This window comes from Thauera sedimentorum (genome assembly GCF_014489115.1).
Classification (GTDB): domain Bacteria; phylum Pseudomonadota; class Gammaproteobacteria; order Burkholderiales; family Rhodocyclaceae; genus Pseudothauera; species Pseudothauera sedimentorum.
Genome location: NZ_JACTAH010000001.1, coordinates 1,956,419 through 1,982,919 on the forward strand (window position 1 = coordinate 1,956,419; position 26,501 = coordinate 1,982,919).

Sequence of the window (26,501 nt, forward strand, 5' to 3'; positions counted from 1 at the left end):
GGTCTTCCGACGCGATGATCCACTCCCCCTACATCCGCAAACCGGCCAGCGTGCAGCAGGTGATGTTCACCGTGCTGCTCGCGCTGGTGCCCGGCATCGCCGCCTACGTCTGGCAGGTGGGCGCCGGCATCCTGGTGAACCTCGCCATCGCCACCACGGTGGCACTGGCGGCCGAGGCGCTGATGCTGCGCCTGCGCAAGCGTCCGGTGATGCTCTCGCTCGGCGACCTGTCGGCGGTGGTCACCGCCTGGCTGGTGGTGCTGTGCTTCCCGACCATCGTGCCCTGGTGGGTCACCACGCTGGCGGTGCTGGTGGCCATCGTCGGCGCCAAGCACCTGTATGGCGGCCTGGGGCAGAACCCCTTCAACCCGGCGATGGTCGCCTACTGCACGATGATCGTCGCCTACCCGGCGCTGATGTCGCAGTGGCCGCCGGCCGGCCAGCTCGACTTCGCCACCCAGCTCGACCTCATCCTCGGCGGCGCGCGCAACCTGGACGCCATCACCGGCGCCACCGCACTGGACGCCCTGCGCACCGGCCTGCGGGTGGGCGAGGCCGACGTCGCCACCCTGCTGCAGCAGAAGGCCTTCGGCGCACTCGGCGGACGCGGCTGGGAGTGGGTGGCGGGCGGCTACCTGGTCGGCGGGCTCTTCCTGCTGGCGCGCGGCGTCATCACCTGGCACATGCCCACCGCCTTCATCGTTGCGCTGGCGACCATCGCCGGCCTGTTCTGGCTGGTGCATCCCGAACAGTTCGCCTCCCCCCTGTTCCACCTGGCCAGCGGCGGCGCCATGCTGGCGGCCTTCTTCATCGTCACCGACCCGATCTCCGGCGCCACCACGCCGCGCGGCAAGCTGCTGTTCGCCGCCGGGGTGGCGATCATCGCCTACCTGATCCGCAACTTCGGCGCCTACCCGGAAGGCATCGCCTTCGCGGTACTGCTGATGAACATGTGCGTGCCGCTGATCGACATGAAGACCCAGCCCCGCGTCTTCGGCCATCGCGAGGAAAAGCCATGAGCGCGCGCTATACGGCAGCGCGCACCTCGCTGCGCACCGCGGCCATCATGCTGGTGTTCAGCCTGCTGTTCACCGCAGCCATGGCCTTCACCTACCAGCTCACCCGCCCGGCCATCGAGGCCTCCGAGCTGGAAGAAAAGATGCGCCTGATCAACGAGGTGCTGCCCGCCGGCAGCTACGACAACGCACTGCTCGAAGACGTGGTGAAGCTCGGCCCCACCCCCGCGCTCGGCCTGGACAACGGCGGCGTGGCCTATCGCGCGCGCAAGGCCGGCGAGCCGGTGGCGCTGGTGCTCGAGGCGGTCGCGCACGACGGCTACGCCGGAAACATCGACCTCGTCCTCGCGGTCACCACCGATGGGCGGATCTCCGGCGTGCGCGTCACCCGCCACAAGGAAACCCCGGGCCTGGGCGACTACATCGACCCGAAGAAGGACCGCAACAAGGAGCGGCCGTGGATCGGCCAGTTCGCCGGCATCGCCTTCGCGCAGGTCGATCCGGCGGTGTGGAAGGTCAAGCGCGACGGCGGGGTGTTCGACGCCCGCACCGGCGCCACCATCAGTGCCCGCGCGGTGACCAATGCCACCGGACGCGCGCTCGGCTTTGCGGTGGCGCGGCGCGACGACCTGTTCGCCGCCGCCCCGGGCAGCGTGCTGGCTGCCGAGGAGTGATTGCGATGGACATGCAGAGATTCCGCGAAAACGCCTGGAACGGCATCTGGAAGCAGAACCCCGGCCTGGTGCAGCTGCTCGGCCTGTGCCCGATCCTGGCGATCAGCACCAGCATGGTCAATGCGGTCAGCCTGGGGCTGGCGACCATCCTGGTGATGGCGGTGGCCAACCTGGCGGTGGCCAGCCTGCGCAACTTCATCCCCTACGAGATCCGCATCCCGGTGTTCATCCTCATCATCGCCGCGCTGGTGACCATGGTGGATCTCGCCTTCAACGCCTATTTCCACGGGCTCTACCTGGTGCTGGGCATCTTCATCCCGCTGATCGTCACCAACTGCATCGTGCTCGCCCGGGTGGAAGCCTACGCGGCCAAGAACGACCCGGTCAGTTCGACGATAGACGGCGTGATGATGGGCGTCGGCCTGGTGTGGGTGCTGGCGGTGCTGGGCGGCGTGCGCGAACTGATCGGCAGCGGCACGCTGTTCTCGGGCATCGACATGATCTTCCCGGGCCTGTCTGCCATTCACCTCTTCGGCGAGGGCTACCCCGGCTTCCTGATCGCCATCCTGCCGCCGGGGGCCTTCTTCGCCCTCGGCGTGCTGATCGCTCTGTTCAACTGGATCAATCAGCGCGCCGCCGCGCGCCACCGCGCACGGCCGCAGCCAGCGGCCGCCGAAACCCCCGCCGACAAGCCTGCCGAAGCGCCTGCCGCCGGTTGAACGCATGATGAAGCGCGAGGCCATCCGCGAGTTCTTCCGCCGGCTCGCCGAGGCCAACCCCCACCCCACCACCGAGCTCGAGTACGGCACGCCCTACCAGCTGCTGGTGGCGGTGGTGCTCTCGGCGCAGGCCACCGACAAGAGCGTGAACCTCGCCACCCGCAAGCTGTTCGCCGCCGCCCCGACCCCGGAGGCGATGATCACCCTGGGTGAAGAAGGCGTGGCCGAGCACATCAAGACCATCGGCCTGTTCCGCAACAAGGCCAGGAACACCGTGGCGCTGTCGCGCCAGCTGCTGGAACGCCACGGCGGCGAAGTGCCGCACGACCGCGCCGCACTGGAGGCCCTGCCCGGGGTCGGCCGCAAGACCGCCAACGTGGTGCTCAACACCGTGTTCGGCGACCCGGTGATGGCGGTGGACACCCACATCTTCCGCCTATCCAACCGCACCGGGCTGGCGCCCGGCAAGGACGTGCTGGCCGTCGAGCAGGCGCTGATGCACCGCGTGCCCAAGGACTACCTGAAGGACGCCCACCACTGGCTGATCCTGCACGGGCGCTACGTATGCACCGCGCGCAAGCCCAACTGCGCCGCCTGCATCGTGCGCGACCTGTGCGAATTCCGCGACAAGACCGCCTGAACGCCGGAGACCGAAACCATGTTCAATCCCTCGCGCGAGCAGGTGCGCAACTTCTTCATCGAGGCCTGGCGCAAGCAGCGCGCCGCCGAGCCGCTGACCGCGCTGGAATCGATGGCGGTCGACATCATCGGCCTGCACCCGGAGTACCACCGCGTGCTGGAAGACCCGGAGGCGGTCGGCCGCGAGTTCAGCCCGGACGACGGGCAGGTCAATCCCTTCCTGCACCTGTCGCTGCACCTGGCGATCGAGGAACAGCTCTCCATCGACCAGCCGCCCGGCATCCGCGCCGCGGTAGCCACCCTGCAACTGCGCCGCGGCGACCGCCACGCCGCCCTGCACGAGGTGCTGGAATGCCTGGGCGAAACGGTGTTCAACGCCCAGCGCAACAACGCCCCGCCGGACGGCGCAGCCTACCTGGAATGTCTGCGCCGGCGCGCGGGTGCGCCGGCCTAGCCGCGATCCGGCCTGCGGGAACATGAACGCCGCATCGCGGGCAAGCCTGCTCACACAGCCCGGAACCGCAGCGGCTCAACGCCCCTTCAGCGGCCACTCGCAGCGCAGGTCGCGAAACGGCCCGCGCACCCGCTCCCAGCCCGGTCCGGGCGACACCTGGGCGCAGTACAGGGCGCCATCGACCTTGCTGCGCCACAGGTACCACGGTGCCGGCGCGGCCGCTGCACCCAGCGACAGCAGCAGGGCGCCGAGCAGCAGCAAGCGGGAGGCGGACGGAAATCGGACGCTGAACATGGCGGAGCGCGGGCTGACGGTGTTCACGCAAGCTTAGGTCCAGGGCCGCTGCGCTTCAAGCGCCCCGCGTGCTCATGCCGATGCGCTGTTTCCGCGCGTCATTCCACGGTAGCATGCGGTTTCCCGAAAACCCTGCGGAGACCTGCGGCATGTCCACCTCCTGGATCGTCATCGCCATTCTCGTCGTCCTCGTCGGCTACCTCGTCGTCATCTACAACGGCCTGGTCGCCCTGCGCAACCGCGTCAAGAACGCCTTCTCGCAGATCGACGTGCAGTTGCAGCGCCGCTACGACCTGATTCCCAACCTGGTGGAGACCGCCAAGGGCTACATGCAGCACGAGCGCGACACCCTGGAAGCGGTCATCCAGGCGCGCAACCAGGCCCAGTCCGCCGCCCGCCGCGCCGAGGGCGACCCGGGCGATGCTGCGGCGATGCAGGCCCTGATGGGCGCCGAAAACGTCCTGGGCGGCGCGCTCGGCCGCTTCTTCGCCCTGGCCGAAGCCTACCCGGACCTCAAGGCCAACCAGAACATGGCGCAGTTGCAGGAAGAGCTGGCCTCCACCGAGAACCGCATCGCCTTCTCCCGCCAGGCCTACAACGACGCGGTGACCACCTACAACATCAAGCGCGAGCAGTTCCCCGACTCGCTGGTGGCCAACAACTTCGGCTTCAAGCCGGCCGAGCAATGGACCATGGAAGACACCGCGGCGCGCCAGCCGGTGAAGGTGAGCTTCAACTAGGCGGCTGCCGGCAATGGATTTCTTCGCCGCGCAGGACCACGCCCGGCGCACCAGCCGCCAGCTGGTGGGCTGGTTCGCCGCGGCCGTGGTGGCGATCGTGCTGGTCATCTACCTGGCGCTCGCCTTCGCGCTCGGCCTGGGTGAGAGCCCGCCGCCGGGCGCGCCGCCGCCCTCGCTGTGGCAGCCCGACCTGCTCCTCGCCACCGCGGTGGTGGTCGGCGGCTTCATCCTGCTCGGTTCGCTGTACAAGATCATCGCGCTCGCCAGCGGCGGCGGCGCGGCGGTGGCCGAAGCGCTGGGCGGGCGGCTGGTGGCCCGCGACAGCCACGACCCGCTGGAGCGCCGCCTGATCAACGTGGTGGACGAGATGGCGATTGCCGCCGGCCTGCCGGCGCCGCCGGTCTACATCCTCGACGCCGAACAGGGCATCAACGCCTTCGCCGCGGGCAGCGGCACCACCGAGGGGGTGGTCGCGGTCACCCGCGGCACGCTGGAGGCGCTGTCGCGCGACGAGCTGCAGGGCGTGATCGCGCACGAGTTCAGCCACATCCTCAACGGCGACATGCGCCTCAACCTGCGCCTGATGGGCGTGCTGCACGGCATCCTGCTGCTCACCATCATCGGCCGCATCCTGCTGCGCGGCGCACGCGGCTCGGACAAGGGCGCCGCACCGCTGCTGCTGATGGGTCTGGTGCTGGTGGTGGTCGGCTACATCGGCGTGCTGTTCGGCAAGCTCATCAAGGCGGCGGTCTCGCGCCAGCGCGAATATCTCGCCGACGCCGCGGCGGTGCAGTTCACCCGCAATCCGTCCGGGATCGCCGGGGCGCTCAAGCGCATCGCCGGCTACGGCTCGGAGATCCGCCATCCGCGCGCGGAGGAAGCGAGCCACATGTTCTTCGGCAGCGGGCTGGCGCTGTCGCGCATGTTCGCCACCCATCCACCGATCGAGGACCGCATCCGCCGCATCGACCCGGCCTTCGAGCCCGGCGAGATGCCGCCCCCCGCCCCCCTTCCAGAGACCACCGAGTACGACGACGGCTCGGGCATGGCGGACGGAACGCCCGTTGCCGGGCTCGCCGGCCTTGCCGGTCCGCAGCGGCTGTCGGCGGAGGGCTTCGCGGCCACGGCCGGCACGGTCCTGCCCGCGCACATGGACTACGCCCGCCATCTGCTCGCCGCGCTGCCGCCGGCCCTGCACGACGCCGCTCACCGCCCCGGCGACGCCCAGGCGCTGGTATTCGCATTGCTGCTGTCGGCCGACGCCGGCATCGCGCACAAGCAGCTCGACGAGGTGCGCGCGGTGCAGGGTCCGGCCCTTGCCGACCGCAGCGCGGCCTTGCGGGCCGCGGTCGTGACGGCCGGCGCAGCCCTGCGCCTGCCTCTGCTGGATCTTGCCCTGCCGGCGCTTAAGGAGCTGTCCGGCGAAGCCCACCGCGCCCTGCTCGCCACCACCGACGCACTGGTGCGTGCCGACGGCCGGGTGTCGCTGTTCGAATACGCGCTGCAGCGTCTGCTGCGCGTGGCGCTGCAGGGACGCCGCAGCGGGCTGCGTCCTGCCGCCCTGGCCACACCGGGCCGCCTGAAGGACGATTGCGGCGTGCTGTTCAGCCTGCTGGCACGCGCCGGGCACCGGACCGAGTTCGATGTCGAGGCAGCCTTCACCCGCGCTGCCGGCCTTGCCCCGCTGGACGGCCCCTACCCCCTGCTGGGCGCCGCGGACATTGGCCCGGCCCGCATCGACGCAGCGCTCGAGCGCCTCGCCGCCAGCTCGCCGCCGTTCCGCAAGCGCCTGCTGGAAGCCTGCGCCGCCGCCGTGCTGCACGACGGGCAGGTCGCGCCGGAAGAGTACGAACTGCTGCGCACGGTCGGCGAGGCGCTGGACTGCCCGCTACCGCCGCTGCCGCCGGTCTCCGCAGACTGATGCAGCGGTTCAGCGCTTGAGGTACAAGCCCTGCTGGCTGGCGTACCAGGCCGCCAGGTCGCGCAGATCCTGGCGCGAGAGCGCCTCGACCTGGGCGGCCATGATCGGATTCTTGCGGGTGCCCAGCTGGTAGGCGCGCAGGGCCTGGAACAGGTAGTCCTCATGCTGCCCGCCGATGCGCGGAAATTCCGGCGACGGGCTGTTGCCGTCCGGCCCGTGGCAGGCGGCACACACCGCGGACTTCTCCTGCCCGCGGGCCGGGTCGCCGCCCGCCAGCGCCGGCCCGCCCACCAGCAGTGCACTGGCGGCCAGGGCCAGCGGCAGCATGCGGAACAGGGTGTTCGGATTGCTCGCTCGCATCGCCCTCTCCTACCTTGCAGTGCCGTAGTACGCGGCGAGGTCGGCCATGTCCTGCTCGCTCAGGCTCTCGGCGATGCCGCGCATGGTGGGATGGCTGCGCTCGCCGTCCTTGTAGGCCTGCAGCGCGCGGACGATGTACTCCGGGTGTTGCCCGCCTAGCTTGGGCACCGGATAGACATCGGGAAAGGTGGTGCGGTAGCCGGGAATGCCGTGGCAGCCGATGCACATGGAAATCTTGCTGCGGGCCGCTTCCGCGTCGCCCTTGGGCGGGCCGCTGTCCGCCAGGGCGGTGCCGGCGGCGATGGCCAGCACGCTTGCAAGAATGAAGCTCCGTCCCTGCATGGTGTCTCCTCCGTTGGGTCGGAATACAGGCACTGCTGGAAAAGCGCTTGCCGGTCGTGCGCCGGACTTGTTTGGACTTGTTGCCCGGGCGCCTTCTTTTTTCGGCCGATTTTATGCCGCTGCGGATGCCGAACGCAAACGATTCCCGAATCGGGACAAACCCTTACGCGCGGTCATCAGCCACCGAAACCCAGCAAGGCGGCCACGCCCAGGACCAGAAAGATGAGCGCGGCGATGCCGTGCACCAGGCGCACCGGAAGCCGCTCGGCCAGCCGCCCGCCGACCAGCACCGCCGGCACGTTGGCGATCATCATGCCCAGCGTGGTGCCGGCCACCACCATGGCGAAATCCCCGTACTGCGCCGCCAGCGCAACCGTGGCCACCTGGGTCTTGTCGCCCATCTCGGCGAGGAAGAAGGCCACCAGGGTGGTGCCGAACACACCGAAGCGCAGCGGACGCACCTCTTCCTCGTCCAGCTTGTCGGGCACCATGATCCACAGCGCCATGGCGACGAAGGACAGGCCCAGCACCCAGCGCAGCACGTCGGGCCCGAGGACGGTGGTCACCCAGGCGCCGACCGCCGCGGCAAAGGCGTGGTTGGCGAGCGTGGCAACGAGGATGCCGGCAATGATGGGCCAGGGCTTGCGGAAGCGCGCCGCCAGCACGAAGGACAGCAATTGGGTCTTGTCGCCGATCTCGGCGAGCGCGACGATGCCGGTGGATACGAGGAAGGCGTCCATGGACGGGAGTGCTCCGGGCCGGCAATGAAAACCGATGACCGCGCCACGCCCCCGGCCCTTGCGGGGCGGCACGGTCAAAGGTCTCGCCAGGCCGTGCACGGCGCGATGCGCGCGTGTCTGCTGCCTGCACCATGTCCTTGCGGACAAGTCTGTTGATGCGGGCCCCGGTCGCGATGCCGGGCGGCTACTCCCCGATGACGGGGGCGGATTCTACGCAAGTGCGAAGCGCGCCGCAACGCAGCAGGGCCGTGCCCACCTATAATCGCTGAGTCACTGCAAGGAAATCGACATGCGTTTCGAAGGCACCCAGGACTACGTCGCCACCCCCGACCTGATGCTGGCGGTCAATGCCGCCATCACCCTGCAGCGCCCCCTGCTGATCAAGGGCGAACCGGGCACCGGCAAGACCATGCTGGCGGAGGAGGTCGCGCGCGCCCTCGGCCTGCCGCTGCTGCAGTGGCATATCAAGTCCACCACCAAGGCCCAGCAGGGTCTCTACGAGTACGATGCGGTGTCCCGCCTGCGCGATTCGCAACTGGGCGACGACCGCGTCAAGGACATCGCCAACTACATCGTCAAGGGCGTGCTGTGGCAGGCCTTCGAGGCCGACACCCCGACCGTGGTGCTGATCGACGAGATCGACAAGGCCGACATCGAGTTTCCCAACGACCTGCTGCGCGAGCTCGACCGCATGGAGTTCCATGTGTACGAGACCCGCCAGACGGTGCGCGCGCGCCACCGCCCGCTGGTGTTCATCACCTCCAACAACGAGAAGGAGCTGCCGGACGCCTTCCTGCGGCGCTGCTTCTTCCACTACATCAAGTTCCCCGACCGCGACACCATGCAGGCCATCGTGGACGTGCACTTCCCCGGCCTCAAGAAGACCCTGCTCGCCGAGGCGCTGGAGGTGTTCTTCGGCCTGCGCGAGGTGCCCGGACTGAAGAAGAAGCCGTCCACCTCGGAACTGCTCGACTGGCTGAAGCTGCTGATGGCCGAGGACATCCCGCCCGAGGCGCTGAAGAGCCGCGACAACAAGGAGGTCGTACCGCCGCTGGCCGGCGCGCTGCTGAAAAACGAGCAGGACCTGCACCTCTTCGAGCGGCTGGTGTACATGGCGCGCCAAAACCGTTGAAGCGCGCCGCCGCGCCATGCTGATCGACTTCTTCCTGCACCTCAAGGCACACAGGCTGCCGGTGTCGACGCGCGAGTACCTGACCCTGCTGGAAGGCCTGCGCGCGCGCGTGTGTGGGCACGACATGGAGGCCTTCTACCACTTCGCGCGCGCCTGCCTGGTGAAGGACGAGACCCTCTACGACCGCTTCGACCAGGCTTTCGGCGAGTACTTCAAGGGGGTCAGCGAGATCCCCGGCCTGGAGGCCGAGCTGCCGGAAGAATGGCTGCGCGCGATGATGAAGAAGCACCTCAGCCCCGAGGAGCAGGCACGCCTGGAGAAGCTCGGCTGGGACAAGCTGATGGCGGAGTTCCGCAAGCGCCTGAAAGAGCAGAAAGGCCGCCACCAGGGTGGCAGCAAATGGATCGGCACCGGCGGCTCCTCGCCTTTCGGCAACAACGGCACCCACCCGGAGGGCATCCGGGTCGGCGGCGAGTCGGCGGGCAAGCGCACGGCGGTGAAGGTGTGGGAGAAACGCGAGTTCCGCAACCTGGACGACAGCGTGGAGCTGGGCACGCGCAACATCAAGGTGGCGCTGCGCCGCCTGCGCCGCTTCGCACGCGAAGGCGCGGCCGAGGAACTGGACCTGGACGGCACCATCGCGGCCACCGCGAAGAACGCCGGCTGGCTGGATCTGCTGATGCGCCCCGAGCGCCACAACGCGGTCAAGGTGCTGCTCTTCCTGGACGTGGGCGGCTCGATGGACGACCACGTCCAGGTGTGCGAGGAGTTGTTCTCCGCCTGCCGCAGCGAGTTCAAGCACCTGGAGTACTACTACTTCCACAACTGCGTGTACGAGAGCGTGTGGCGCGACAGCACCCGCCGGCACCACGAGCGCACCCCGCTGATCGACGTGATCCACCGCTACGGGCCGGACTACAAGCTGATCTTCGTCGGCGACGCCACCATGAGCCCCTACGAGATCCTGCACCAGCACGGCTCCATCGAACACATGAATACCGAACCGGGCGCGGCCTGGCTGCGGCGCCTGCTCGACGCCTACCCGGCGGCAGCCTGGCTCAACCCGGAGCCGGAGCGCCTGTGGCCCTACCGCAAATCCATCAACATCATCCGCCAGCTGGTCGGCGAGCGCATGTTCCCGCTCACCCTGGCCGGCCTGGAACGCGCCATCACACAACTCAGCCGTCGTCACTGACGCACCCGATCGACAACCGCCAAAGACCAATAAAAATGTTGAAGCGCATACCCGTCAAGCATCTCAAGCCCGGCATGTTCATCCAGGAACTGTGCGGTTCGTGGATGGAGCATCCGTTCTGGCGCAGCTCCTTCATGCTCGAGGATCCGGCCGACATCCGCCGCATCACCGAATGCGGCATCCACGAAGTGTGGATCGACACCGCCCGTGGCGCGGACGTGCTGGAGCACCCGGAACAGGCGGTGGACAAGGCCGAGAGCGACGCCGAGGTGGAACGCGAGTTGCAGCGCGCGGCGTCGGCGCCCGCGATGCAGCGCGCCACGATGACCGAAGAGCTGGCCCGCGCCTCGCAGATCTGCGCCCGCTCCAAGCAGGCAGTGGTGTCGATGTTCAACGAGGCGCGCATGGGCCGGGCGATACAGGCCGCGGACGCGATGCCGCTGGTCGACGAGATTTCCCAGTCGGTGGCGCGCAATCCGGGCGCACTGATCAGCCTGGCGCGACTCAAGACCGCGGACGACTACACCTACATGCACTCGGTGGCGGTGTGCGCGCTGATGATCGCCCTGGCCCGGCAGCTCGGCCTGCCCGAGGAGCAGGTGCGCCAGGCCGGACTGGCCGGCCTCCTGCACGACCTGGGCAAGGCGACCATTCCGCTGGAGATCCTCAACAAGCCGGGCAAGCTCACCGACGCCGAGTTCGAGATCGTCAAGTCGCACCCTGTGCAGGGACACGCGATGCTGCGCGAGGCCGCCGGGGCCGACGCGGTGGCGCTGGACGTCTGCCTGCACCACCACGAAAAGGTCGACGGCACCGGCTATCCGCATCATCTCAAGGCCGACGAGATCAGCCTGTTCGCCAGGATGGGCGCGGTGTGCGACGTCTATGACGCGATCACCTCGAACCGGCCCTACAAGGCCGGCTGGGACCCGGCGGAATCGATCCGCCGGATGGTGGAATGGAGCAAGGGACACTTCGACGAGACCGTCTTCCAGGCCTTCGTGCGCAGCGTGGGCATCTATCCGGTGGGTTCGCTGGTACGGCTTGAATCCGGCCGCCTGGGGGTGGTGATGGACCAGGGCAGCAAGTCGCTGCTCAAGCCCAGGCTGCGCGTCTTCTACTCGACCCGCGCGGACGCCCACATCAAGCCGGAAGTGCTGGACCTCGCCCGCCCGGGCTGCACCGAGCGCATCGCCGGCACCGAGGACCCCTCGCGCTGGCACTTCAAGGATCTCGACCGGCTCTGGCAGGCCGCCTGAGCCGCCGGCGTCCGGGCGCTCAGGGCGCCCGGTAGTTCTTCTCGGTCATCAGGTCCACGCCGCACTCCAGGCGTTCGACCCAGTCGATGAAGCGGCCGACCATCTCCTTGCCGACGAAGCGCGCGCCGTGCTGCGGCACGATCATCTCGATGTCCAGGCCGCGCGCCATGTTCGCCCACAGGCGGCAGATCTTGTTGGACACCATGTAGCGGCGGTGGAAGCCCTCCATCAGCGGCAGGTGCTGATCGAAGTCCTGCACCGGCTCGGCGGCGTGGCCGTGATCGACCAGCGAGGCGCCGAGGTCGCCCGAGAACAGGATGCGCGAGACCGGATCGTAGAACTGGAAGTTGCCTTCCGAATGCAGGAAGTGGCCCGGCAGGGCCTTGAGCTTGCAGTTGCCCAAGGGGATCAGCATGCCCTCGTCGGGGATGCCGATGGTACGCGCGGAATAGTCGCGTCCGGTGGTGAAATGCGGCAGGAAACGCGTCCACAGCTTGGAGATCAGCACCCGGGCGTTGGTGGTGACCATCCACTTGTTCAGCGAGGCGATGATGTCCGGGTCGGGATGGGAGGCGAGGATGTAGTCGAGATTGCGGATCGGGAAGAAACGCTGCATGCCCATCAGCAGACCGTTGTAGGTCATGTTGCCGCCGGGATCGATCAGTGCGCCGTGTTCGCCGTCCACCACCAGGAACTGGTTGGACTGGACCGCATATTCCGCTTCCTCGTGCACCAGGTCGTAGAACGCCAGGCACGCGTGCTTGCCATCGTTGTAGAGTTCGACTGCCATTTTGCCTTCGCAGTATGGGTACGGGGCGCACCGCAACAGGCCGGCGCGCAGGGCCGCGTAACTCTACAAGAGCGCCCCGGCAGCGGTGTGGACGACCACGCCGGAACTTGACCTCGATCAAAAAAAGAAGCGGCCCGGGGGCCGCTTTCAAACTGCTGTCCGCACAAGTGCGAAACGGTTTGCCGGCTGCCCGCCGGCGGGGATTCGGTCTGTTCGTTCTATTCGGTGAAGGGCAGCGGCTGCATGCCGAAGCCTTCGTCCATGTTCTTGATCTGCAGCAGCAGGCCGTCGAGCTCGTTCTGCAGGCGCTGCAGCGATTCCTCGTCGAGCTTGCGCAGCGCTTCCGGCAACACGCCGCGGGCCGGCGACGGCGCGCGCGCCAGCAGCTCGGACCCCTTGTCGGTAAGGTAGAGGCGCACTACCCGCTGGTCCGCGCTGGTGCGTTCCTTGCGGATGAAGCCCGCCGTTTCCAGACGGTCCACCATGTTCGACGCTGTCGACTGGTGCAGCGCCATGCGGTTGGCCAGTTCGCCGACGCGCAGGCCCGGAACCTCCACGAGCTCCTGCATGGCCCACAGCTGTGCGCCGGTGACGCCGCTCTGACGCTCTATCCATTGCGAGTGCCGCTGCGCCGTACGGATCAGCACCCGAAAACGCTGCAACACCGACAAGGGCGTCACTCCGGACTTGGGGGAGGGGTTCTTTTTCAAGGAAGACTGTGTGGCCATCTGGAAAGCCGCTCCGGACTATATTTGCTCGAATTGTGATTGTCAAAAAATTAACATTGCTGCAGCAAGGGCGTATTGTAGGGTCCTGCAGCAGCGGCTTGTCGGCGATGTAGTCGGGACGCAACGCCCGGGCCGGCTGCGCCGTTGATCCCGTACCAATACAAAACGATAATTCGCCCCCATGGAGCCTCCCCCACCCACGCCGGACCGCGACGGCCCGCTCGCGCGCGCGTCCGACCGGGCATTGCGCAAACTCGCCCGCGGCGGTCGCCGCTACGCCCTGCCCTGGCTGTCGATCCGCCGCTGGATGATCCGCCTGCAGTTCGTCGGCGCGGCCCTGCTCGCCGGCCTGATCGCCATCCTGTTCGCCATCGGCGCCGAGCTGGCCATCGGCACTCATGCGGGGATCATGGCGGAGCTGCCCTGGCTCACGCTCATCGTCGCTCCCGCCGGCTTCGCGCTGATGGCGTGGATCTCGCGCACCTGGTTCCCCGGCGCGCAGGGTAGCGGCATCCCGCAGGCCATTGCCGCGATCGAGTCCGACGACGGCCAGGTGCGCAAGAAGCTGCTGTCGATGCGCCTGGCCATCGCCAAGGTCTTCCTCACCCTGGGCGGCCTGCTGTCGGGCGCCTCCATCGGCCGCGAGGGCCCTTCGGTGCAGATCGGCGCCTCGGTGATGAGCCTGATCGCCGGCAAGAAGACCCGCCGCATCGCCAACAGCCGCGACCTGATGATCGCCGGCGGCGGTGCGGGGGTGGCGGCCGCGTTCAACACCCCGCTGGGCGGCATCATGTTCGCCATCGAGGAGTTGTGCCGCTTCCACCCTTTCCGGGCCAACAGCACCACGCTGATCGCGGTGATTTTCGCCGGCCTGATGTCGCTGGCCGTGCTGGGCAATTACACCTATTTCGGCCGTACCCCCGCGGCCATCGACTGGCCCGACAGCGTGTGGCCCATCCTGCTGTGCGGGGCCATCGGCGGGCTGCTGGGCGGCGGCTTCTCGCGCCTGCTGGTGGCCTCCAGCCGCGGCCTGCCGGGCAGGCTCGGTGAGCTGTCGAACAACCGCCCGGTCGCCTTCGCCGCCCTGTGCGGCCTGGGCACCGCGCTGATCGGCCTGGCCACCGGCGGGCTGACCTACGGCACCGGCTACGCGGAATCCAAGGCCGCCCTGGAGGGCGCCGCGCAGCTGCCGGTGTACTTCCTGGTCGCCAAGATGGCGGTGATCTGGCTCGCCTTCCTGTCGCGCATCCCCGGCGGCGTGTTCGCCCCGGCACTGGCGGTGGGCGCAGGCATGGGGGCGAACATCGGCCTCATGCTGCCGCCGGAACACGGCTCGGCCATCCTCGTGCTCGGCATGGTCGGCTTCCTCGCCGGCGTCACCCAGACGCCGATCACCTCCTTCGTCATCGTCATGGAGATGACCGCCAACCATCAGATGCTGCTGCCGCTGATGGCCACCGCGGTGGTGGCGCACGCCTTCTCCAAGACCGTGGCGCAGACCCCGCTCTACCATGCGCTGGCCTACCCCACCCTGCGCAAGGTCGAGGCCGAGGTGCGCAGCCGCCACCACGCGCACGCCGCCGCAGGCGGCGCGGTGCACACGGTGCCGCTCGACACGCCGCCCCCCGAGGTCCCGGCAAGCGCACCGACCGAAACGCATACCGATCAGCCGCCGCCCCGCTAGCAGCCCGCTTTCTTGATCCGGACCATGGGCCGATGCAGCGCGCGATGGCATACTCCGCCCTACTAAAGTAATAGGCTCGATCCATGGCGACCCTGACTGCATACAGCGACAAGAAGCTGCTGATCATCGACGACATGCCCGAGATGCGCAGTTCTCTGCGCAGTCAGGCCAGCAGCATAGGCTTTCAGAAGATCACCGTATGCGGCCACCTGCGCGACGCCTTCGAGGCGCTGCGCCAGACCAGCTTCGACATCATCCTGTGCGACTACTACCTCGGCGCGGGCACCAACGGCCAGCAGTTCCTCGAGCACCTGCGCAACCGGCGGATGATTGCGCGCAGCACGCTGTTCATCATGATCACCGCGGAGAAGAACCACGACAGCGTGATCACCGCCGCCGAGTGCATGCCGGACGACTACCTGCTCAAGCCCTTCACCGCCGACCTGTTCGCCTCCCGGGTCGAGAAGCTGCTGGAGAAGAAGCGCCGCCTCGCCCGCATCGACGCCATGCAGGACAAGGGCCAGTGGCCCGAGGTGCTCGCCGAGTGCGACGCCATCATCGCCTCGCGCGACCGCTTCCAGATCGACGCCCTGCGCATCAAGGGCAACGCCCTGCTGCAGTCCGGCCGCAGCGAGGAAGCGGCAAAGTTCTACGAGCAGGTGCTGGGCATGCGCGCCATGCCCTGGGCACGTCTCGGCCTGGCGCGCGCGCAACGCGAACTGGGCCGGCCCGCCGAGGCCAAGGAAACGCTCAACACGCTGATCGCCGAGGCCCCCAAGCTGATGGCGGCCTACGATCTGCTCGGTCACATTCATGCAGCCGAGGGCGACACCGGCGCCGCCCTGCAGGTGCTGGACGACGCCTGCCGGCTGTCGCCCCACTCGCTGGCCCGCCTGCGCGCGATCGCCGAAGTGGCCGAGGATGCCGGCGACTACGAGCGCGTCGAGCAGAGCCTGGGGCAGGTGGTCGAGAAGACCCGCAACTCTCCGCTGCGCGAAACCTCGGACTATGCCCGCCTGGGCAACGCGCTGGCCGCCACCGGCCAGGCCGACAAGGCGCTGAACCTGATCGACGAAGCCCGCAGCGCCTTCCGCGAGGAGACCGGCCATCCCGCGCTGGCGGCGATCGAGGCCATCGCGCTGCACCAGCTCGGCGACACTGCGAAGGCGGAGGCGGCGCTGCAGGTGGCCCTGCAGGGCGACCTCACCGACCTGCCGGCCAGCGCCATGCTTACCGTGGCCAAGGCCTGCCTCGCCACCGGGCGCACCGAACAGGGCGAAGCCCTGCTCAAGCAGGTGGTGCAGACCAACCCCGACGCCACCGACATGCACGCCCGCGTGACCCGCGTGATGCAGGACCACGGCGTCGCCGACCACGCCGAGCGCCTGGTCGCCGACAGCGTGCAGGAAGTGATCGAGCTCAACAACGAAGCGGTGCGCTGCGGCAAGGAAGGCCGCATCGGCGAAGCCGCGCAGATGCTCACCGCGGCCGCCAACCGCCTGCCCGGCAACCTGCAGATCGTCGCCAATGCGGCCTACGCACTGCTGCTCGACCTGCTGACCAATGGCATGGACCCCGCCAAGCTGGACGATGCCCGCCGCTTCCGCGAGGCGGTGCGGACCCGGGCGCCGGCGCACCGCAAGCTGGCCGACATCGACGGGCTGTGGAGCAAGCTGGCGGCACGGGACGGCAGCGGGAGCGCGTCGTGAGCTTCGAGGCCTTTGCCGCGCTCACCATCCACGACGTCAAGAACCGGCTGGCGACCCTCGCCGGACGCGCCGAAGCACGCGGCGACAGCGAAACCCTGCGCGAGGCGCTCGATGCCGCCGCGCGCCTGACCGCCCTGCTGGTGTGCTACCGCGCCGAACGCGGCTGGCAGGGCGCCGACATCGACGCCCACATCCCCGAAGACCTGCTCGACGAACTCGCCGCGCAGGCCGCGCGGATGTCCGCCACGCCGGTGCGCACCGAGGCCGGCCCGCTGGACGGGCTGTTCTTCTACGACGAAACCCTGGTGCGCATGACGCTCGAGAACGCACTGCAGAACGCCTTGCGCCACGCGCGCAGCGAAGTGCTGCTGGGCGTGCACGCCGACGAGCAGTGGCTGGACTTCACCGTCGAGGACGATGGCGAAGGCTATCCCGCCGACCTGCTGGCCGGCGCCGGGCAACCGGCCGCACTGAGCGGCCAGGGCACCGGGCTGGGGCTGCACCTGGCCCGCCTGGTGGCCGGCCTGCATGCCCACGCCGGCAAGGAAGCCCGCGTGGAACTGGCCAACCGCGAACAGGGCGGCGCCCGCTTCAGCCTGCGACTGCCGCGCTGAACGTTCCGGTCCGCGCAGCAGGTTCATTCACACGTTCTCAGCGCCGGCCGGCAAGCAGCGCGTCGGTCCGCGCCGCCATGATGAAGTCGTTCTCGTGCAACCCGCGGATCTTCTTGGTCTGCCAGGACACCGTGGCCCAGCCCCAGCCGAAGGCGATGTCGGGGTGGTGTCCCTGCTCCTCGGCCACCGCGCCCAGGCGCTGCACGAACGCCAGCGCCTCGGCAAAATCGCCGAACTCGTAGCGCCGCACCAGGCAGCTGGCCTCATCCGCCAGCTCCCAGCCCGGCACGCGGCTCAACATGGCTTCCGCCTCCGCCCGCGCGAGCGGCGGTATGCCGCCGCGGCAGGGCGTACACACCCTGTCCTGCAGTTCCTCGCTCATGTCCTTGTCCCTTTCCTCGCTCAACGGGCGCACAGCCTGCCGGCGATGTCGGCCACGTGCGCGCCCTGGAAGCGGGCGATGCGCAGCTCGTTGTCGCTGGGCGTGCGCTTGCCGTCGCCACCGGCCAGCGTCCCGGCCCCGTAGGGCGAACCGCCGGTGATCTCGTCCATGTTGGTCAGCTCCTTGCACGAATACGGCACGCCGACGATGACCATGCCATGGTGCAGCAAGGTGTGATGTACCGAGACGATGGTGGTCTCCTGCCCGCCATGCTGGGTGCCGGTGGACGTGAACACGCTGCCCACCTTGCCCACCAGCCCGCCGTTCATCCACAGCCGGCCGGTCTGGTCGAGGAAGTTGCGCATCTGCGCGCACATGTTGCCGAAGCGCGTCGGCGTGCCGAAGATGATCGCGTCGTAGTCGGCCAGCTCGTCCACCGTGGCCACCGGCGCCGCCTGATCCAGTTTGGCGCCGGCCTTGCGGGCCACTTCCTCGGGCATCAGCTCGGGGACGCGCTTCACCGCCACCTCGGTGCCGGCCACGCTGCAGGCGCCGTCGGCGACCGCATTGGCCAGCGTCTCGATGTGGCCGTACATGCTGTAGTAGAGCACCAGTATCCTGGTCATCGTGCTGCCTCCTGTCCGTGCTCAGTCCAGTGATGGCTGCCGGCGCCCACCGCCCGCAGCCCACGACACGCCGTTCAGTGGTGCCGCCAGGTGTGTTCGCCGAAGTGCACCGTGCTGGCGCGCTCCATCTCCATCATCGCCATGAAGTCCTCGCGGCTCATCTGGATCACGCGCTCGTGGTCGCCGGCCTCGAAGTAGATCTCCGCCTGCTGGGCCAGGCTGTCGTCGACCACCATGCGCATGCCGTAGGCGGCCCCCATGGGCGGGATCGCCCCCGGCTCGCAGTCGGCGAACAGGCGGCCCAGTTCATCTTCGCCCACCAGCCGCACCCGCCCGCTGAGCGCCTTGCCAAGCATGCCCAGCTGCACGTGCCGGGTGGAGGGCAGCACCGCCATGAGGTAGCCGTGGTCGTCCTCCAGCACCACGCACTTGGCCAGGGAGTCGCCCGGCACGTGCGCGTACTGCGCGGTCTGCGAACTGCAGTGGGAATGCGGGTGGCTGAGCACGTCGTAGCGCAGGCCGTGCTCGGCCATGAAGTCCCGGACTCTGGTCGCGATTGCCATGATCCTTCTCCTCGGTATCGACTGCCGGGCCTGCCTTGTATCTCTTGCCCGCAACACGGGAGCGCCCTTGCGCTCCCGCCTTTCCTCCCCTGCGGCCCCGGGGGCCGTCACGCTTCATTCTAGGACGCAGGCCCCGCATATCCAGCCGCCCCCCGGACGGCTTGCCGCGGGCGCGGCGCCTCGCCCCCCTCGTGACGTGCCAGTGTGAGAAATGCGGGCTAGAACGGAAGTGCACACGGCCGCGCCGCGGCCGCGAGGAGCGCGACATGGCCCTGATCCTCTATCACGGCGCCGGCTCGCCCTACGGCTGGCGGGTATGGATGGCGCTGGAACACAAACGGCTCGACTACGAGCTGCGGGTGCTGTCCTTCGACGACGCGGAAATGAAGCAGGCCGCCTACCTGGCGATCAATCCGCGCGGCAAGGTCCCGACGATCGACGACGGCGGTTTCACGCTGTTCGAGTCCGGCGCCATTCTCGAGTACCTCGACGAACGCTTCCCGCAGGCGCCGCTGCTCTTTCCCGGCACCGTCGAGCGTCGCGCACTGATCCGCCGCAAGGCGCGCGAGGCGGAACAGTACGCCGCCGTGGCACTGGAAACCCTGGTCTGGGCGGTGTTCTACACTCCGCGCGAACGCTGGGACGATGCGCTGATCGCCCGTGGGCGCGAGGAGTTCGCCCGCGAACTGGCCTACTGGGAGAGCGCCATCGACGGCCCCGGCCTGGCCGGCGCCTGGTCGGCGGCCGACTTCACCCTCTATCCGCTCATCGCCCTGGCGCTGCGCATCGAACGGGTACGGACCGACCTCGCCCTGCGCGCCGCCATCGGCCCACGGCTGGCGGCCTGGATGGCGCGGGTCGAAGCCCTGCCCTGGTTCGCGCGCACCTGGCCACAGCACTGGGAACGCGGCGGCCTGCCGGGCTGACGGGCTTGCGACAAACCGCAGCGGTTTTGTCGCCTTGCCGACCATCGCGCGCGGCGTCCGGCCACGCCCGGCAAGGACCGCCGCCGCACCGCAAGCTGGCACCGCTCTTGCAGTACAGCCGCTGGAAAACCAGCGGAGCGCGCCATGCCGGCCATCACCATCAACGACACCACGCTGCGCGACGGCGAACAGACCGCCGGCGTGGCCTTCACCGCGGACGAGAAGCTGCGCATCGCCCACGCGCTGGCCGAAGCCGGCGTACCGGAGCTGGAGATCGGCATCCCCGCCATGGGCGCGGCCGAGCAGGAGGTGATCCGCGCCATCGTCGCCCAGCGCCTGCCGGCGCGCACCATGGTCTGGGGCCGGCTGTGCGAGGCCGACCTGGAAAGCTGCGCGGCCACCGGCGCCGACCTGCTGAACCTGTCCATCCCGGTATCCGACATCCAGATCGGCCACAAGCTGCGCCGCGACCGCGACTGGGTGCTGGCCACCATCGCCCGCCTGGTGCCGGCCGCGCGTGCCCGCGGCGCCGAGGTCTGCCTGGGCGGCGAGGATGCCTCGCGCGCCGACCCCGACTTCCTCCACCGCGTGCTGGACGCGGCACAGGCCGCGGGCGCGCGGCGCTTCCGCTTCGCCGACACCACCGGCATCCTCGACCCCTTCACCACCTTCGAGCGCATCGACGCGCTGCGCGCGCGCAGCGACCTGGAATTGGAGATCCACGCCCACGACGACCTCGGCCTGGCCACCGCCAACACCCTGGCCGCGGTACGTGCCGGCGCCACCCACCTGAACACCACGGTCAACGGCCTGGGCGAGCGCGCCGGAAACGCCGCGCTGGAAGAGGCGGTGGTGGCGCTGCGCACCCTCTATGGCGTCGACAGCGGCGTGGCGCCGGATCGCCTGCAGGCCATCTCCGACCTGGTGGCCCAGGCCTCCGGGCGGCCGGTGGCGGCCAACAAGTCCATCGTGGGCAGCGGGGTGTTCACCCACGAGGCCGGCATCCATGTGGACGGCCTCTACAAGCACCCGGAAACCTACCAGTCGCTCGACCCCGCCCTGCTCGGCCGCCATCACGCGATCGTGCTCGGCAAGCACTCCGGCACCCGCGCGTTGATGCGCGCCTGCCAGGAGCTGGGCGCGGAACTCGACCCGGCGCTCGCCGAACGCCTGCTCACCGGGGTGCGCGAATTCGCGGTGCGCCACAAGCGCCCGCCCGCCGCCGAGGAACTGCGCGCCCTGCAGCGGGCCGCCACGGTCGCCGAGCACCCCGCATGCTTCGCGGCGCCGCCGTCCGCGCAGGTGAACTAGGGCGCCCCGCATCGATGCGCACCGCATCCCCCGTAGGAGCGGCCTTGGCCGCGATTCAACAGGTGGAACAGGCACCGCCGCATCGCGGCCAAGGCCGCTCCTACGGGCGCTTTCCGCCTTCTTCCCGGCGTGCCCGGTCGTGCGCCAGCGCAGCCACCACCTCGTCGTCCTCGACCTGGCCGAAGCGCACATAGAACTGTCCCACCGCCCGGAAGTCCACCGGCGCGTGCAGGCAAACCACCTCGTCGGCCAGCGCCTGCACCGCCTTGAGGCTGTCGCGCGCGGCCACCGGCACCGCGCAGATCAAGCGGGCCGGCCCCTGGCTGCGCACCGCGCCGAGTGCGGCCAGCATCGTCGCGCCAGTGGCCAGTCCGTCGTCCACCACGATGACCACCCGCCCCTTGGCGTCGGCCGGCGGACGGCCGGGGGAGAACAGCGCGCGCCGCCGGTGCAGCGCCGCCAGCTGGCGCTCGCCCTCTTCCGCCAGCCAGCGCTCGCCGCCGCTGGCCGGATCGGTGACGATGCGCCGCCCGCTCTCGTCGATGGCGCCGACCGCGTATTCCGGATTCCACGCCGAGCCGAGCTTGTGCACCAGCACCACGTCCAGCTCGCCGTCCAGCGCCTCGGCGATCAGCGCCCCCATCGGCACCGCGCCACGCGGAATGGCCAGCACCAGCGGCTGGCGGCCGCGCTGCGCGGCCAGCGCATCGGCCAGCTGGCGGGCGGCATCGAGACGGTCGGCAAACATCATGTCGCACCCCCTTCGGCGCCCTCGCCGGACGGCCGGTGCACCACCACGATGCCGAAGTCCGGCTCATAGGGCGGAACCCGGCACTCGACGATGTCGCCCGCCGCCACCTGCAGGCGCAGGCCGACGACGTCGGCGCGCAGCGGCAGGCGGGTCACGCAGCGGTCGGCCAGCACCGCCGCGTGCACGGCCTCGGCACCCCGGCGCACCAGGTAGTCGAGCGCGCGCAGCAGCGAATGGCCGGTGTACAGCACGTCGTCGACCAGCAGCACGCGCTGCCCGGCGAGATCCGGCGGGCTGGCGGCCCTGTCTTCCACAAGGCGGGTTTCCGGGTACAGCAAAGTGAGGTCGTCGGCATAGCGGCTGATCGCCAGATCCAGCCTGCGGACCGCCGGCAGGCCGCAGGCCGCCAGCCGGCCGGCGAGCAGGTCGGCCAGCGGCGCGCCACGGCGCAGCACGCCCACCACCGCCAATGGCAGATCGCGGCCGGGCAGGCCTGCGGCCTGACGCGCCATGTCATCGAGCACGCCACCGAGCTGCACCGCATCGAACAGCCGGCTGCGTCGCGGCGATTCCGCCATGCTTTCCTCCCTTCCATGCACGGCCGCAGACGCCCGCTCCGCCTTCCGCAGCGCAGCTGCGGCGGCTAAGGTGAATCAGGGCACAGCGATGTTTGCCGCGTCGCTTCAATCTAGGCAGTGCCGGCCGGCAGTTCAAACCGAGGAGAACCCGAGCATGCAGTCCGATGCCGAAACCCCGTCCAGCAGCCTGCATCCGGCCGCCGGCGACGCCCTGCTGGTGGTGGACCTGCAGCGCGACTTCCTGCCCGGCGGCGCGCTCGCGGTGGCCGACGGCAACGCCGTGGTGCCCGTGCTCAACCGCTACATCGACCTGTTCTCCGCGGCACGCCTGCCGCGCGTGTTCAGCCGGGACTGGCATCCGGCCAACCATGTGTCCTTCGCGGAGCGCGGCGGCCCCTGGCCCCCGCACTGCATCGCCGAAACCACCGGCGCATCCTTCGCCCCCGGGCTGAATGTGCCGCCGGACGCATACATCGTCTCCAAGGCGACCGGCGCGGAGGCCGACGCCTACTCGGCCTTCCAGGGCACCGACCTGGCCGGCTGGCTGCGCCACCGCGGCTGCCGGCGGGTGTTCGTCGGCGGGCTGGCCACCGACTACTGCGTTCGCGAAACCGTGCTGGACGCACTGGCCCTCGGCTTCGAGGCCGTGCTGCTCACCGATGCGGTGCGCGCGGTGGAGGTCGAGCCCGGCGACGGTCGGCGCGCGCTCGAGGCCATGATCGTCCGCGGCGCCCGCCCCGCCACACTGCAGGCCATCGCCGGAGAGCAGGCATGAAGAGCGGGGACGAGGCACTGCTGACCGACCTCTACCAGCTCACCATGCTGCAGGCCTACTACGACGAAGGGCTGCGCGGGCGGGCGGTGTTCGAACTGTTCGTGCGCAGGCTGCCCCCCGGCCGCGGCTTCCTGCTGCTCGCCGGCATCGAGCAGGCGCTGGACTACCTGGAGGGCCTGCGCTTCGAGCCGGCGGAACTCGACTGGCTGCGCGAGAGCGGACGCTTCCGCGCCGATTTCGTGGACTGGCTGGCCGACTTCCGCTTCACCGGCACGGTCTCGGCCATGCGCGAAGGCAGCGTGTTCTTTGCCAACGAGCCGGTGCTGCGGGTGGAGGCGCCGATCGCCCAGGCGCAGTTCGTCGAGAGCCGGCTGATCAACCTGGTCAACTACGCCACCATGGTCGCCACCAAGGCCGCGCGCTGCCGCTTCGCGGCACCCTCCCGGCTGCTGGTGGACTTCGGCCTGCGCCGCGCCCACGGGGCGGAGGCCGGCCTGCTGGCTGCGCGCGCCGCCTACCTGGCCGGCTTCGACGGCACCGCCACGGTGCTCGCCGGACAGCGCTTCGGCATCCCCCTGTTCGGCACCATGGCGCACTCCTACATCGAAGCCCATGAGCACGAGAGCGATGCCTTCGCGCGCTTCGCCGCCTCGCAGCCGGGCAACGTCACCCTGCTGATCGACACCTACGACACCGAAGAGGGCGCGCGCCGCGTGGTGGCGCTGGCACCCGCGCTGCACGCGCGCGGCATCCGCATTGCCGCGGTGCGCCTGGACAGTGGCGACCTGGACGCGCACGCCCGCGCAGTGCGCCGCATCCTCGACGAAGGCGGACTGCGCGAGGTGCACATCTTTGCCAGCGGCAATCTCGACGAATGGCAGATCGCCCGCCTGCTCGCCAGCGGCGCGCCGATCGACGGCTTCGGCGTCGGCACCCATCTCAGCACCTCGGTGGACGCCCCCTTCCTCGACATGGTCTACAAGCTGCAGGCCTACGACGGCCGGCCGCGCCGCAAGCGCTCGGAAGGCAAGGCCACCTGGCCCGGCGCCAAGCAGGTATGGCGGCTGCACACACCCGGCGGCGGCGTGGCAGGCGATCTGGTCGCCCTGCGCGAGGAGGCGCCCCCGCCCGGCGACGCCCGCGCGCTGCTGCAAGTGGCGATGGACGGCGGGCGCCGGCTCGCGCCCCCCGAAGCCCTGGCCGCGCTGCGCCAGCATGCCGCAGCCGAACTCGACCGCCTGCCCGCGGCGCTGCGCGCTGCCGACGGCGCCGACCCGGGGCTGCACTGGCCGGTACGCATCTCGCCGGCACTGCAGGCCCTGGCGGAAGAACTCGACCGCGGCCGCCATTGAGCGGCCGCGCCGCCCGGCGCGGCGCAGCGGATCGCGCGGATAAGCCCTAAACTGTCGCCCCGGACATGACCCAGCGCCACGCACCATGAAGATCGACCACCTCCCCATCGGCGCCCGCTTCCTGTGGAAGGGCGTCGCCTACACCAAAGCCGGGCCGATGACCGCCTCGGCCGACTCCGGCGGCTCGGTGTTCGTGCCCAAGCATGCCGTCCTGCAGCCGGTCCCCGGCGAGGCACCCCCGCCGCTGGCGGCTCCCGAGAGCGGACCGCTCGACGCGGCGAAAGTGCTCGCCGCCTTCGAGACCTATCACCAGACCGCCCTGACGCTTGCCGGCGAGGACGGACGCAGCGCGCTGGAATCCGCCCGCCAGCGTTTCATTGCCGAGATCCGCTGAAACCCGCCACCAGAACCTGCCACCGAAGCCACCGCGCAATCAGGCCGCCGCAACGCAGCCTGCCGGCGCACGCATGCACGGTTCACCCGATGCCGTAGCGCCGCAGCCGGGTGGCGATTGCGGAGTGCGAGGTACCCAGCCGCCTGGCCAGCCGGCGGCTGGAGGGGAAGTCCTTGTAGAGCCGCTGCAGCAGGCTCTTCTCGAACTCGGCCACCGCCTCGTCGAGGCTCGCCACCTCGCGCCCGTCCTGCGCCGCCGGGCCGGCCGCGCGCGCGAGTTCCAGTTCCCCGGCGTTGATCACCTTGCGCTCGGACATGGTCACCGCGCGGAAGATCACGTTCTGCAGTTCGCGCACGTTGCCCACCCAGGGATTGTCCAGCAGCGCTGCACGCGCCGCCGCCGACAAGCGCATCGGGCCGCGCGCGGTCTGGGCGCAGGCGCGCTCGAGGAATAGCTCGGCGAGCGGCAGGATGTCGCCCGGGCGCTCGCGCAGCGGCGGCATGTGGAGCTGCAGCACGTTGAGGCGGAAGAGCAGGTCCTGGCGGAAGTCGCCCGCCGCCACCATCGCCTCCAGGTCGCGGTGGGTGGCGCTGACGATGCGCACATTGGCCTTCAGCTCGCGGTCGCCGCCCACCCGGCGGAAGCTGCCGTCGTTGAGAAAGCGCAGCAGCTTGGCCTGCAGGTAGGGCGAGAGCTCGCCCACCTCGTCGAGGAACACCGTGCCGCCCTCGGCGAGCTCCAGCAGGCCGGGCTTGCCGCCGCGCAGCGCACCGGTGAAGGCGCCCGGGGAATAGCCGAACAGTTCGCTCTCGGCAAGGTTCTCCGGTAGCGCCGCGCAGTTGAGCGCGAAGAAGGGCTCAGCGGCGCGCCGGCTGCCGGCATGGCAGGCATGCGCCAGCAGCTCCTTGCCGGTGCCGGTCTCGCCGGTGATCAGCAGCGGCGCATCCACCAGCGCCATGCGCGCCGCGCGCTGCTTGAGCTGCTCGATCTCGGCCGAGTGGCCGACGATGGTCTCGAAGCTGCCCGGCTCGTAGTTGCGCAGCGCGGAGAGCCGCTCGCCCATGCGGCTGGGCGCGTGCAGCGTGAGGAAGGCGCCCGCCACGCGGCCGTCCGGGTCGTGCAGCGGCACGGTCTCCAGCATGTAGGGCTCGCCCTCGAGCTCGATCTCGCGCACCGGCAACTGGAAGCCGCAGTCGACGAGCGCCGCGAGCAGGCCCGGGTCGCCGAACAGCGCCTGTACCGAGGTGCCGCGCAAGTTCTCCTCCGCCATGCCGCTGGCGCTCACCGCGGCGCTGTTGGCAACCACCACCACGCCGCCCGCATCCACCGCCAGCACCGGATCGGGCTGGGAAGCCATCAGCGCCTCGAGATACAGGCGGCGGCGCGCGCCCGGCAGGAAGTCCACCACCTCCACCGAGCGCATGCCCGCGATCCGGCCGAGTTGCGCGCGCAGGTCGCGCAGGCCCGCCTGGTCCAGCGCCGGGGCCTCGATGTAGATGTGCGGCGGGTCGACCTCGACCGCGGTGACGTTGAGCGAACGGCGCGCCACCGCCGCGAGGACCTCCTGGGCAATGCCGACCCGGTCGGCGAAGAGCACGTCGATGCGCATTTCTCGGGATGTATTCGATTCGTTACAACGTAACGAAAACAATACACCGAGCCGGAACCCCGCGTCATCCCCGGGTTTTCCGCCACCCCGGCGCCGCGGCGGCGCCGTGCTGTAACGATTTCGCTACGGCATTGCGCGCACGACGCCCCGCATTGCGCCCTAAGGGACTGTTTTACATGGACAACCAATTCCTGGCATGCCCATTGCGATAGGCCGCGGAGCGC

30 protein-coding genes and 1 riboswitch are annotated in these 26,501 nt (G+C 69.7%); of the genes, 18 read left to right on the forward strand and 12 right to left on the reverse strand.

Annotated elements, in window-relative coordinates:
• Nucleotides 1–14: 14 nt before the first annotated feature.
• From IAI53_RS08910 to IAI53_RS08930, 5 genes are read left to right on the forward strand one after another with little or no spacing between them, the layout of a single operon-like run.
• On the forward strand, nucleotides 15–1,019 hold the full coding sequence (locus tag IAI53_RS08910) for an RnfABCDGE type electron transport complex subunit D (RefSeq protein ID WP_187717741.1): 1,005 nt from the start codon (nucleotides 15–17) through the stop codon (nucleotides 1,017–1,019).
• A complete protein-coding gene (locus IAI53_RS08915; RefSeq protein ID WP_187717742.1) occupies nucleotides 1,016–1,690 on the forward strand; it encodes an RnfABCDGE type electron transport complex subunit G in 675 nt (224 codons plus the stop codon). Before IAI53_RS08910 ends, IAI53_RS08915 begins: the two co-directional genes overlap by 4 nt.
• A 5-nt stretch (nucleotides 1,691–1,695) precedes the next feature.
• Nucleotides 1,696–2,409, forward strand: coding sequence for an electron transport complex subunit E (locus tag IAI53_RS08920; RefSeq protein ID WP_187717743.1), 714 nt, complete (start codon nucleotides 1,696–1,698; stop codon nucleotides 2,407–2,409).
• 7 nt (nucleotides 2,410–2,416) lie between these two features.
• Nucleotides 2,417–3,049, forward strand: a complete 633-nt coding sequence (gene nth, locus IAI53_RS08925; RefSeq protein ID WP_187718006.1) for an endonuclease III — start codon at nucleotides 2,417–2,419, stop codon at nucleotides 3,047–3,049.
• Nucleotides 3,050–3,067: 18 nt separating this feature from the next.
• A complete protein-coding gene (locus tag IAI53_RS08930; protein ID WP_187717744.1) occupies nucleotides 3,068–3,502 on the forward strand; it encodes a DUF1841 family protein in 435 nt (144 codons plus the stop codon).
• Between the two features lie 75 nt (nucleotides 3,503–3,577).
• On the opposite strand, the gene IAI53_RS08935 is transcribed toward IAI53_RS08930, so the two are convergent.
• Nucleotides 3,578–3,823, reverse strand: coding sequence for a hypothetical protein (locus IAI53_RS08935; protein WP_222948189.1), 246 nt, complete (start codon nucleotides 3,821–3,823; stop codon nucleotides 3,578–3,580).
• 122 nt (nucleotides 3,824–3,945) lie between these two features.
• Between IAI53_RS08935 and IAI53_RS08940 the strand changes: the two genes are divergently transcribed.
• Nucleotides 3,946–4,536, forward strand: a complete 591-nt coding sequence (locus tag IAI53_RS08940; protein WP_187717745.1) for a LemA family protein — start codon at nucleotides 3,946–3,948, stop codon at nucleotides 4,534–4,536.
• Nucleotides 4,537–4,549: 13 nt separating this feature from the next.
• Nucleotides 4,550–6,457 carry a M48 family metallopeptidase gene (locus tag IAI53_RS08945; protein WP_187717746.1) on the forward strand — a complete coding sequence of 636 codons (1,908 nt, stop codon included), beginning with the start codon at nucleotides 4,550–4,552 and terminating at the stop codon, nucleotides 6,455–6,457.
• Between the two features lie 9 nt (nucleotides 6,458–6,466).
• Here IAI53_RS08945 and IAI53_RS08950 read toward each other — a convergent pair whose 3' ends face one another.
• The 3 genes from IAI53_RS08950 to IAI53_RS08960 all read right to left on the reverse strand — a co-directional run bounded on the left by IAI53_RS08950 (nucleotide 6,467) and on the right by IAI53_RS08960 (nucleotide 7,899).
• Complete coding sequence (locus IAI53_RS08950) at nucleotides 6,467–6,817, reverse strand: c-type cytochrome (protein ID WP_225433198.1); 351 nt, start codon at nucleotides 6,815–6,817, stop codon at nucleotides 6,467–6,469.
• A gap of 9 nt (nucleotides 6,818–6,826) precedes the next feature.
• A complete protein-coding gene (locus tag IAI53_RS08955; protein ID WP_187717747.1) occupies nucleotides 6,827–7,159 on the reverse strand; it encodes a c-type cytochrome in 333 nt (110 codons plus the stop codon).
• 176 nt (nucleotides 7,160–7,335) lie between these two features.
• Nucleotides 7,336–7,899, reverse strand: a complete 564-nt coding sequence (locus IAI53_RS08960) for a TMEM165/GDT1 family protein (protein ID WP_187717748.1) — start codon at nucleotides 7,897–7,899, stop codon at nucleotides 7,336–7,338.
• Nucleotides 7,900–8,008: 109 nt separating this feature from the next.
• Nucleotides 8,009–8,104, reverse strand: a riboswitch (yybP-ykoY riboswitch).
• Between the two features lie 84 nt (nucleotides 8,105–8,188).
• Between IAI53_RS08960 and IAI53_RS08965 the strand changes: the two genes are divergently transcribed.
• The 3 genes from IAI53_RS08965 to IAI53_RS08975 are packed head-to-tail and all read left to right on the forward strand — an operon-like array spanning nucleotide 8,189 to nucleotide 11,485.
• On the forward strand, nucleotides 8,189–9,031 hold the full coding sequence (locus IAI53_RS08965; protein WP_187717749.1) for an AAA family ATPase: 843 nt from the start codon (nucleotides 8,189–8,191) through the stop codon (nucleotides 9,029–9,031).
• Nucleotides 9,032–9,047: 16 nt separating this feature from the next.
• Nucleotides 9,048–10,226, forward strand: a complete 1,179-nt coding sequence (locus IAI53_RS08970) for a vWA domain-containing protein (RefSeq protein ID WP_187717750.1) — start codon at nucleotides 9,048–9,050, stop codon at nucleotides 10,224–10,226.
• Between the two features lie 35 nt (nucleotides 10,227–10,261).
• A complete protein-coding gene (locus IAI53_RS08975) occupies nucleotides 10,262–11,485 on the forward strand; it encodes an HD-GYP domain-containing protein (RefSeq protein ID WP_187717751.1) in 1,224 nt (407 codons plus the stop codon).
• Between the two features lie 19 nt (nucleotides 11,486–11,504).
• Here the strand turns inward: IAI53_RS08975 and IAI53_RS08980 are convergent, their stop codons facing one another.
• A complete protein-coding gene (locus IAI53_RS08980) occupies nucleotides 11,505–12,275 on the reverse strand; it encodes an oxygen-binding di-iron domain-containing protein (RefSeq protein ID WP_187717752.1) in 771 nt (256 codons plus the stop codon).
• A gap of 218 nt (nucleotides 12,276–12,493) precedes the next feature.
• A complete protein-coding gene (locus IAI53_RS08985; RefSeq protein ID WP_187717753.1) occupies nucleotides 12,494–13,003 on the reverse strand; it encodes a MarR family winged helix-turn-helix transcriptional regulator in 510 nt (169 codons plus the stop codon).
• A 181-nt stretch (nucleotides 13,004–13,184) separates the two neighbouring features.
• Between IAI53_RS08985 and IAI53_RS08990 the strand changes: the two genes are divergently transcribed.
• From IAI53_RS08990 to IAI53_RS18740, 3 genes are all read left to right on the forward strand, one after another.
• Nucleotides 13,185–14,687, forward strand: coding sequence for a chloride channel protein (locus IAI53_RS08990; RefSeq protein WP_187717754.1), 1,503 nt, complete (start codon nucleotides 13,185–13,187; stop codon nucleotides 14,685–14,687).
• Between the two features lie 83 nt (nucleotides 14,688–14,770).
• Nucleotides 14,771–16,396, forward strand: a complete 1,626-nt coding sequence (locus tag IAI53_RS08995) for a tetratricopeptide repeat-containing response regulator (protein ID WP_187717755.1) — start codon at nucleotides 14,771–14,773, stop codon at nucleotides 16,394–16,396.
• Complete coding sequence (locus IAI53_RS18740) at nucleotides 16,393–17,010, forward strand: sensor histidine kinase (RefSeq protein WP_187717756.1); 618 nt, start codon at nucleotides 16,393–16,395, stop codon at nucleotides 17,008–17,010. The genes IAI53_RS08995 and IAI53_RS18740 overlap by 4 nt, the downstream gene beginning before the upstream one ends.
• Nucleotides 17,011–17,047: 37 nt before the next feature.
• Here the strand turns inward: IAI53_RS18740 and IAI53_RS09005 are convergent, their stop codons facing one another.
• From IAI53_RS09005 to IAI53_RS09015, 3 genes are all read right to left on the reverse strand, one after another.
• The gene (locus tag IAI53_RS09005; protein ID WP_187717757.1) at nucleotides 17,048–17,392 is read right to left on the reverse strand and encodes a 4a-hydroxytetrahydrobiopterin dehydratase; all 345 of its coding nucleotides are present in this window, start codon (nucleotides 17,390–17,392) and stop codon (nucleotides 17,048–17,050) included.
• Nucleotides 17,393–17,412: 20 nt separating this feature from the next.
• Entirely contained in the window at nucleotides 17,413–18,018 is a 606-nt protein-coding gene (gene wrbA, locus IAI53_RS09010; RefSeq protein WP_187717758.1) for an NAD(P)H:quinone oxidoreductase, read from the reverse strand.
• Between the two features lie 74 nt (nucleotides 18,019–18,092).
• Nucleotides 18,093–18,581, reverse strand: a complete 489-nt coding sequence (locus IAI53_RS09015; protein WP_187717759.1) for an aminoacyl-tRNA deacylase — start codon at nucleotides 18,579–18,581, stop codon at nucleotides 18,093–18,095.
• Between the two features lie 266 nt (nucleotides 18,582–18,847).
• Here IAI53_RS09015 and IAI53_RS09020 point away from each other — a divergent pair, with 266 nt between their 5' ends.
• Together IAI53_RS09020 and nifV are read left to right on the forward strand one after the other, a co-directional pair.
• The gene (locus IAI53_RS09020; protein WP_187717760.1) at nucleotides 18,848–19,507 is read left to right on the forward strand and encodes a glutathione S-transferase family protein; all 660 of its coding nucleotides are present in this window, start codon (nucleotides 18,848–18,850) and stop codon (nucleotides 19,505–19,507) included.
• Between the two features lie 144 nt (nucleotides 19,508–19,651).
• A complete protein-coding gene (nifV, locus tag IAI53_RS09025; protein WP_187717761.1) occupies nucleotides 19,652–20,818 on the forward strand; it encodes a homocitrate synthase in 1,167 nt (388 codons plus the stop codon).
• A 100-nt stretch (nucleotides 20,819–20,918) separates the two neighbouring features.
• Here the strand turns inward: nifV and IAI53_RS09030 are convergent, their stop codons facing one another.
• Complete coding sequence (locus tag IAI53_RS09030) at nucleotides 20,919–21,569, reverse strand: phosphoribosyltransferase (RefSeq protein ID WP_187717762.1); 651 nt, start codon at nucleotides 21,567–21,569, stop codon at nucleotides 20,919–20,921.
• A complete protein-coding gene (locus IAI53_RS09035; RefSeq protein WP_187717763.1) occupies nucleotides 21,566–22,147 on the reverse strand; it encodes a phosphoribosyltransferase family protein in 582 nt (193 codons plus the stop codon). Before IAI53_RS09035 ends, IAI53_RS09030 begins: the two co-directional genes overlap by 4 nt.
• A 154-nt stretch (nucleotides 22,148–22,301) precedes the next feature.
• On the opposite strand from IAI53_RS09035, the gene IAI53_RS09040 reads away from it, so the two are divergent.
• The 3 genes from IAI53_RS09040 (at nucleotide 22,302) to IAI53_RS09050 (ending at nucleotide 24,668) form a co-directional block, all read left to right on the forward strand.
• Nucleotides 22,302–22,922, forward strand: coding sequence for a nicotinamidase (locus IAI53_RS09040; protein ID WP_187717764.1), 621 nt, complete (start codon nucleotides 22,302–22,304; stop codon nucleotides 22,920–22,922).
• Nucleotides 22,919–24,274: a nicotinate phosphoribosyltransferase gene (locus IAI53_RS09045; RefSeq protein WP_187717765.1), complete on the forward strand. Its 1,356-nt coding sequence runs from the start codon at nucleotides 22,919–22,921 to the stop codon at nucleotides 24,272–24,274. The genes IAI53_RS09040 and IAI53_RS09045 overlap by 4 nt, the downstream gene beginning before the upstream one ends.
• Nucleotides 24,275–24,359: 85 nt before the next feature.
• The gene (locus tag IAI53_RS09050) at nucleotides 24,360–24,668 is read left to right on the forward strand and encodes a hypothetical protein (protein WP_187717766.1); all 309 of its coding nucleotides are present in this window, start codon (nucleotides 24,360–24,362) and stop codon (nucleotides 24,666–24,668) included.
• Nucleotides 24,669–24,750: 82 nt separating this feature from the next.
• On the opposite strand, the gene IAI53_RS09055 is transcribed toward IAI53_RS09050, so the two are convergent.
• Nucleotides 24,751–26,277 (reverse strand): sigma 54-interacting transcriptional regulator, encoded by a 1,527-nt coding sequence (locus tag IAI53_RS09055; RefSeq protein ID WP_187717767.1) that lies wholly within the window; start codon nucleotides 26,275–26,277, stop codon nucleotides 24,751–24,753.
• Nucleotides 26,278–26,501 lie beyond the last annotated feature (224 nt).

Coding starts and splice junctions, on each gene's coding strand:
- IAI53_RS08910 (WP_187717741.1), top strand. CDS start 15: ATGATCCACTCCCCCTACATCCGCAAACCGGCCAGCGTGCAGCAGGTG.
- IAI53_RS08915 (WP_187717742.1), top strand. CDS start 1,016: ATGAGCGCGCGCTATACGGCAGCGCGCACCTCGCTGCGCACCGCGGCC.
- IAI53_RS08920 (WP_187717743.1), top strand. CDS start 1,696: ATGGACATGCAGAGATTCCGCGAAAACGCCTGGAACGGCATCTGGAAG.
- nth (WP_187718006.1), top strand. CDS start 2,417: ATGAAGCGCGAGGCCATCCGCGAGTTCTTCCGCCGGCTCGCCGAGGCC.
- IAI53_RS08930 (WP_187717744.1), top strand. CDS start 3,068: ATGTTCAATCCCTCGCGCGAGCAGGTGCGCAACTTCTTCATCGAGGCC.
- IAI53_RS08940 (WP_187717745.1), top strand. CDS start 3,946: ATGTCCACCTCCTGGATCGTCATCGCCATTCTCGTCGTCCTCGTCGGC.
- IAI53_RS08945 (WP_187717746.1), top strand. CDS start 4,550: ATGGATTTCTTCGCCGCGCAGGACCACGCCCGGCGCACCAGCCGCCAG.
- IAI53_RS08950 (WP_225433198.1), bottom strand. CDS start 6,817: ATGCGAGCGAGCAATCCGAACACCCTGTTCCGCATGCTGCCGCTGGCC.
- IAI53_RS08955 (WP_187717747.1), bottom strand. CDS start 7,159: ATGCAGGGACGGAGCTTCATTCTTGCAAGCGTGCTGGCCATCGCCGCC.
- IAI53_RS08960 (WP_187717748.1), bottom strand. CDS start 7,899: ATGGACGCCTTCCTCGTATCCACCGGCATCGTCGCGCTCGCCGAGATC.
- IAI53_RS08965 (WP_187717749.1), top strand. CDS start 8,189: ATGCGTTTCGAAGGCACCCAGGACTACGTCGCCACCCCCGACCTGATG.
- IAI53_RS08970 (WP_187717750.1), top strand. CDS start 9,048: ATGCTGATCGACTTCTTCCTGCACCTCAAGGCACACAGGCTGCCGGTG.
- IAI53_RS08975 (WP_187717751.1), top strand. CDS start 10,262: ATGTTGAAGCGCATACCCGTCAAGCATCTCAAGCCCGGCATGTTCATC.
- IAI53_RS08980 (WP_187717752.1), bottom strand. CDS start 12,275: ATGGCAGTCGAACTCTACAACGATGGCAAGCACGCGTGCCTGGCGTTC.
- IAI53_RS08985 (WP_187717753.1), bottom strand. CDS start 13,003: ATGGCCACACAGTCTTCCTTGAAAAAGAACCCCTCCCCCAAGTCCGGA.
- IAI53_RS08990 (WP_187717754.1), top strand. CDS start 13,185: ATGGAGCCTCCCCCACCCACGCCGGACCGCGACGGCCCGCTCGCGCGC.
- IAI53_RS08995 (WP_187717755.1), top strand. CDS start 14,771: ATGGCGACCCTGACTGCATACAGCGACAAGAAGCTGCTGATCATCGAC.
- IAI53_RS09005 (WP_187717757.1), bottom strand. CDS start 17,392: ATGAGCGAGGAACTGCAGGACAGGGTGTGTACGCCCTGCCGCGGCGGC.
- wrbA (WP_187717758.1), bottom strand. CDS start 18,018: ATGACCAGGATACTGGTGCTCTACTACAGCATGTACGGCCACATCGAG.
- IAI53_RS09015 (WP_187717759.1), bottom strand. CDS start 18,581: ATGGCAATCGCGACCAGAGTCCGGGACTTCATGGCCGAGCACGGCCTG.
- IAI53_RS09020 (WP_187717760.1), top strand. CDS start 18,848: ATGGCCCTGATCCTCTATCACGGCGCCGGCTCGCCCTACGGCTGGCGG.
- nifV (WP_187717761.1), top strand. CDS start 19,652: ATGCCGGCCATCACCATCAACGACACCACGCTGCGCGACGGCGAACAG.
- IAI53_RS09030 (WP_187717762.1), bottom strand. CDS start 21,569: ATGATGTTTGCCGACCGTCTCGATGCCGCCCGCCAGCTGGCCGATGCG.
- IAI53_RS09035 (WP_187717763.1), bottom strand. CDS start 22,147: ATGGCGGAATCGCCGCGACGCAGCCGGCTGTTCGATGCGGTGCAGCTC.
- IAI53_RS09040 (WP_187717764.1), top strand. CDS start 22,302: ATGCAGTCCGATGCCGAAACCCCGTCCAGCAGCCTGCATCCGGCCGCC.
- IAI53_RS09045 (WP_187717765.1), top strand. CDS start 22,919: ATGAAGAGCGGGGACGAGGCACTGCTGACCGACCTCTACCAGCTCACC.
- IAI53_RS09050 (WP_187717766.1), top strand. CDS start 24,360: ATGAAGATCGACCACCTCCCCATCGGCGCCCGCTTCCTGTGGAAGGGC.
- IAI53_RS09055 (WP_187717767.1), bottom strand. CDS start 26,277: ATGCGCATCGACGTGCTCTTCGCCGACCGGGTCGGCATTGCCCAGGAG.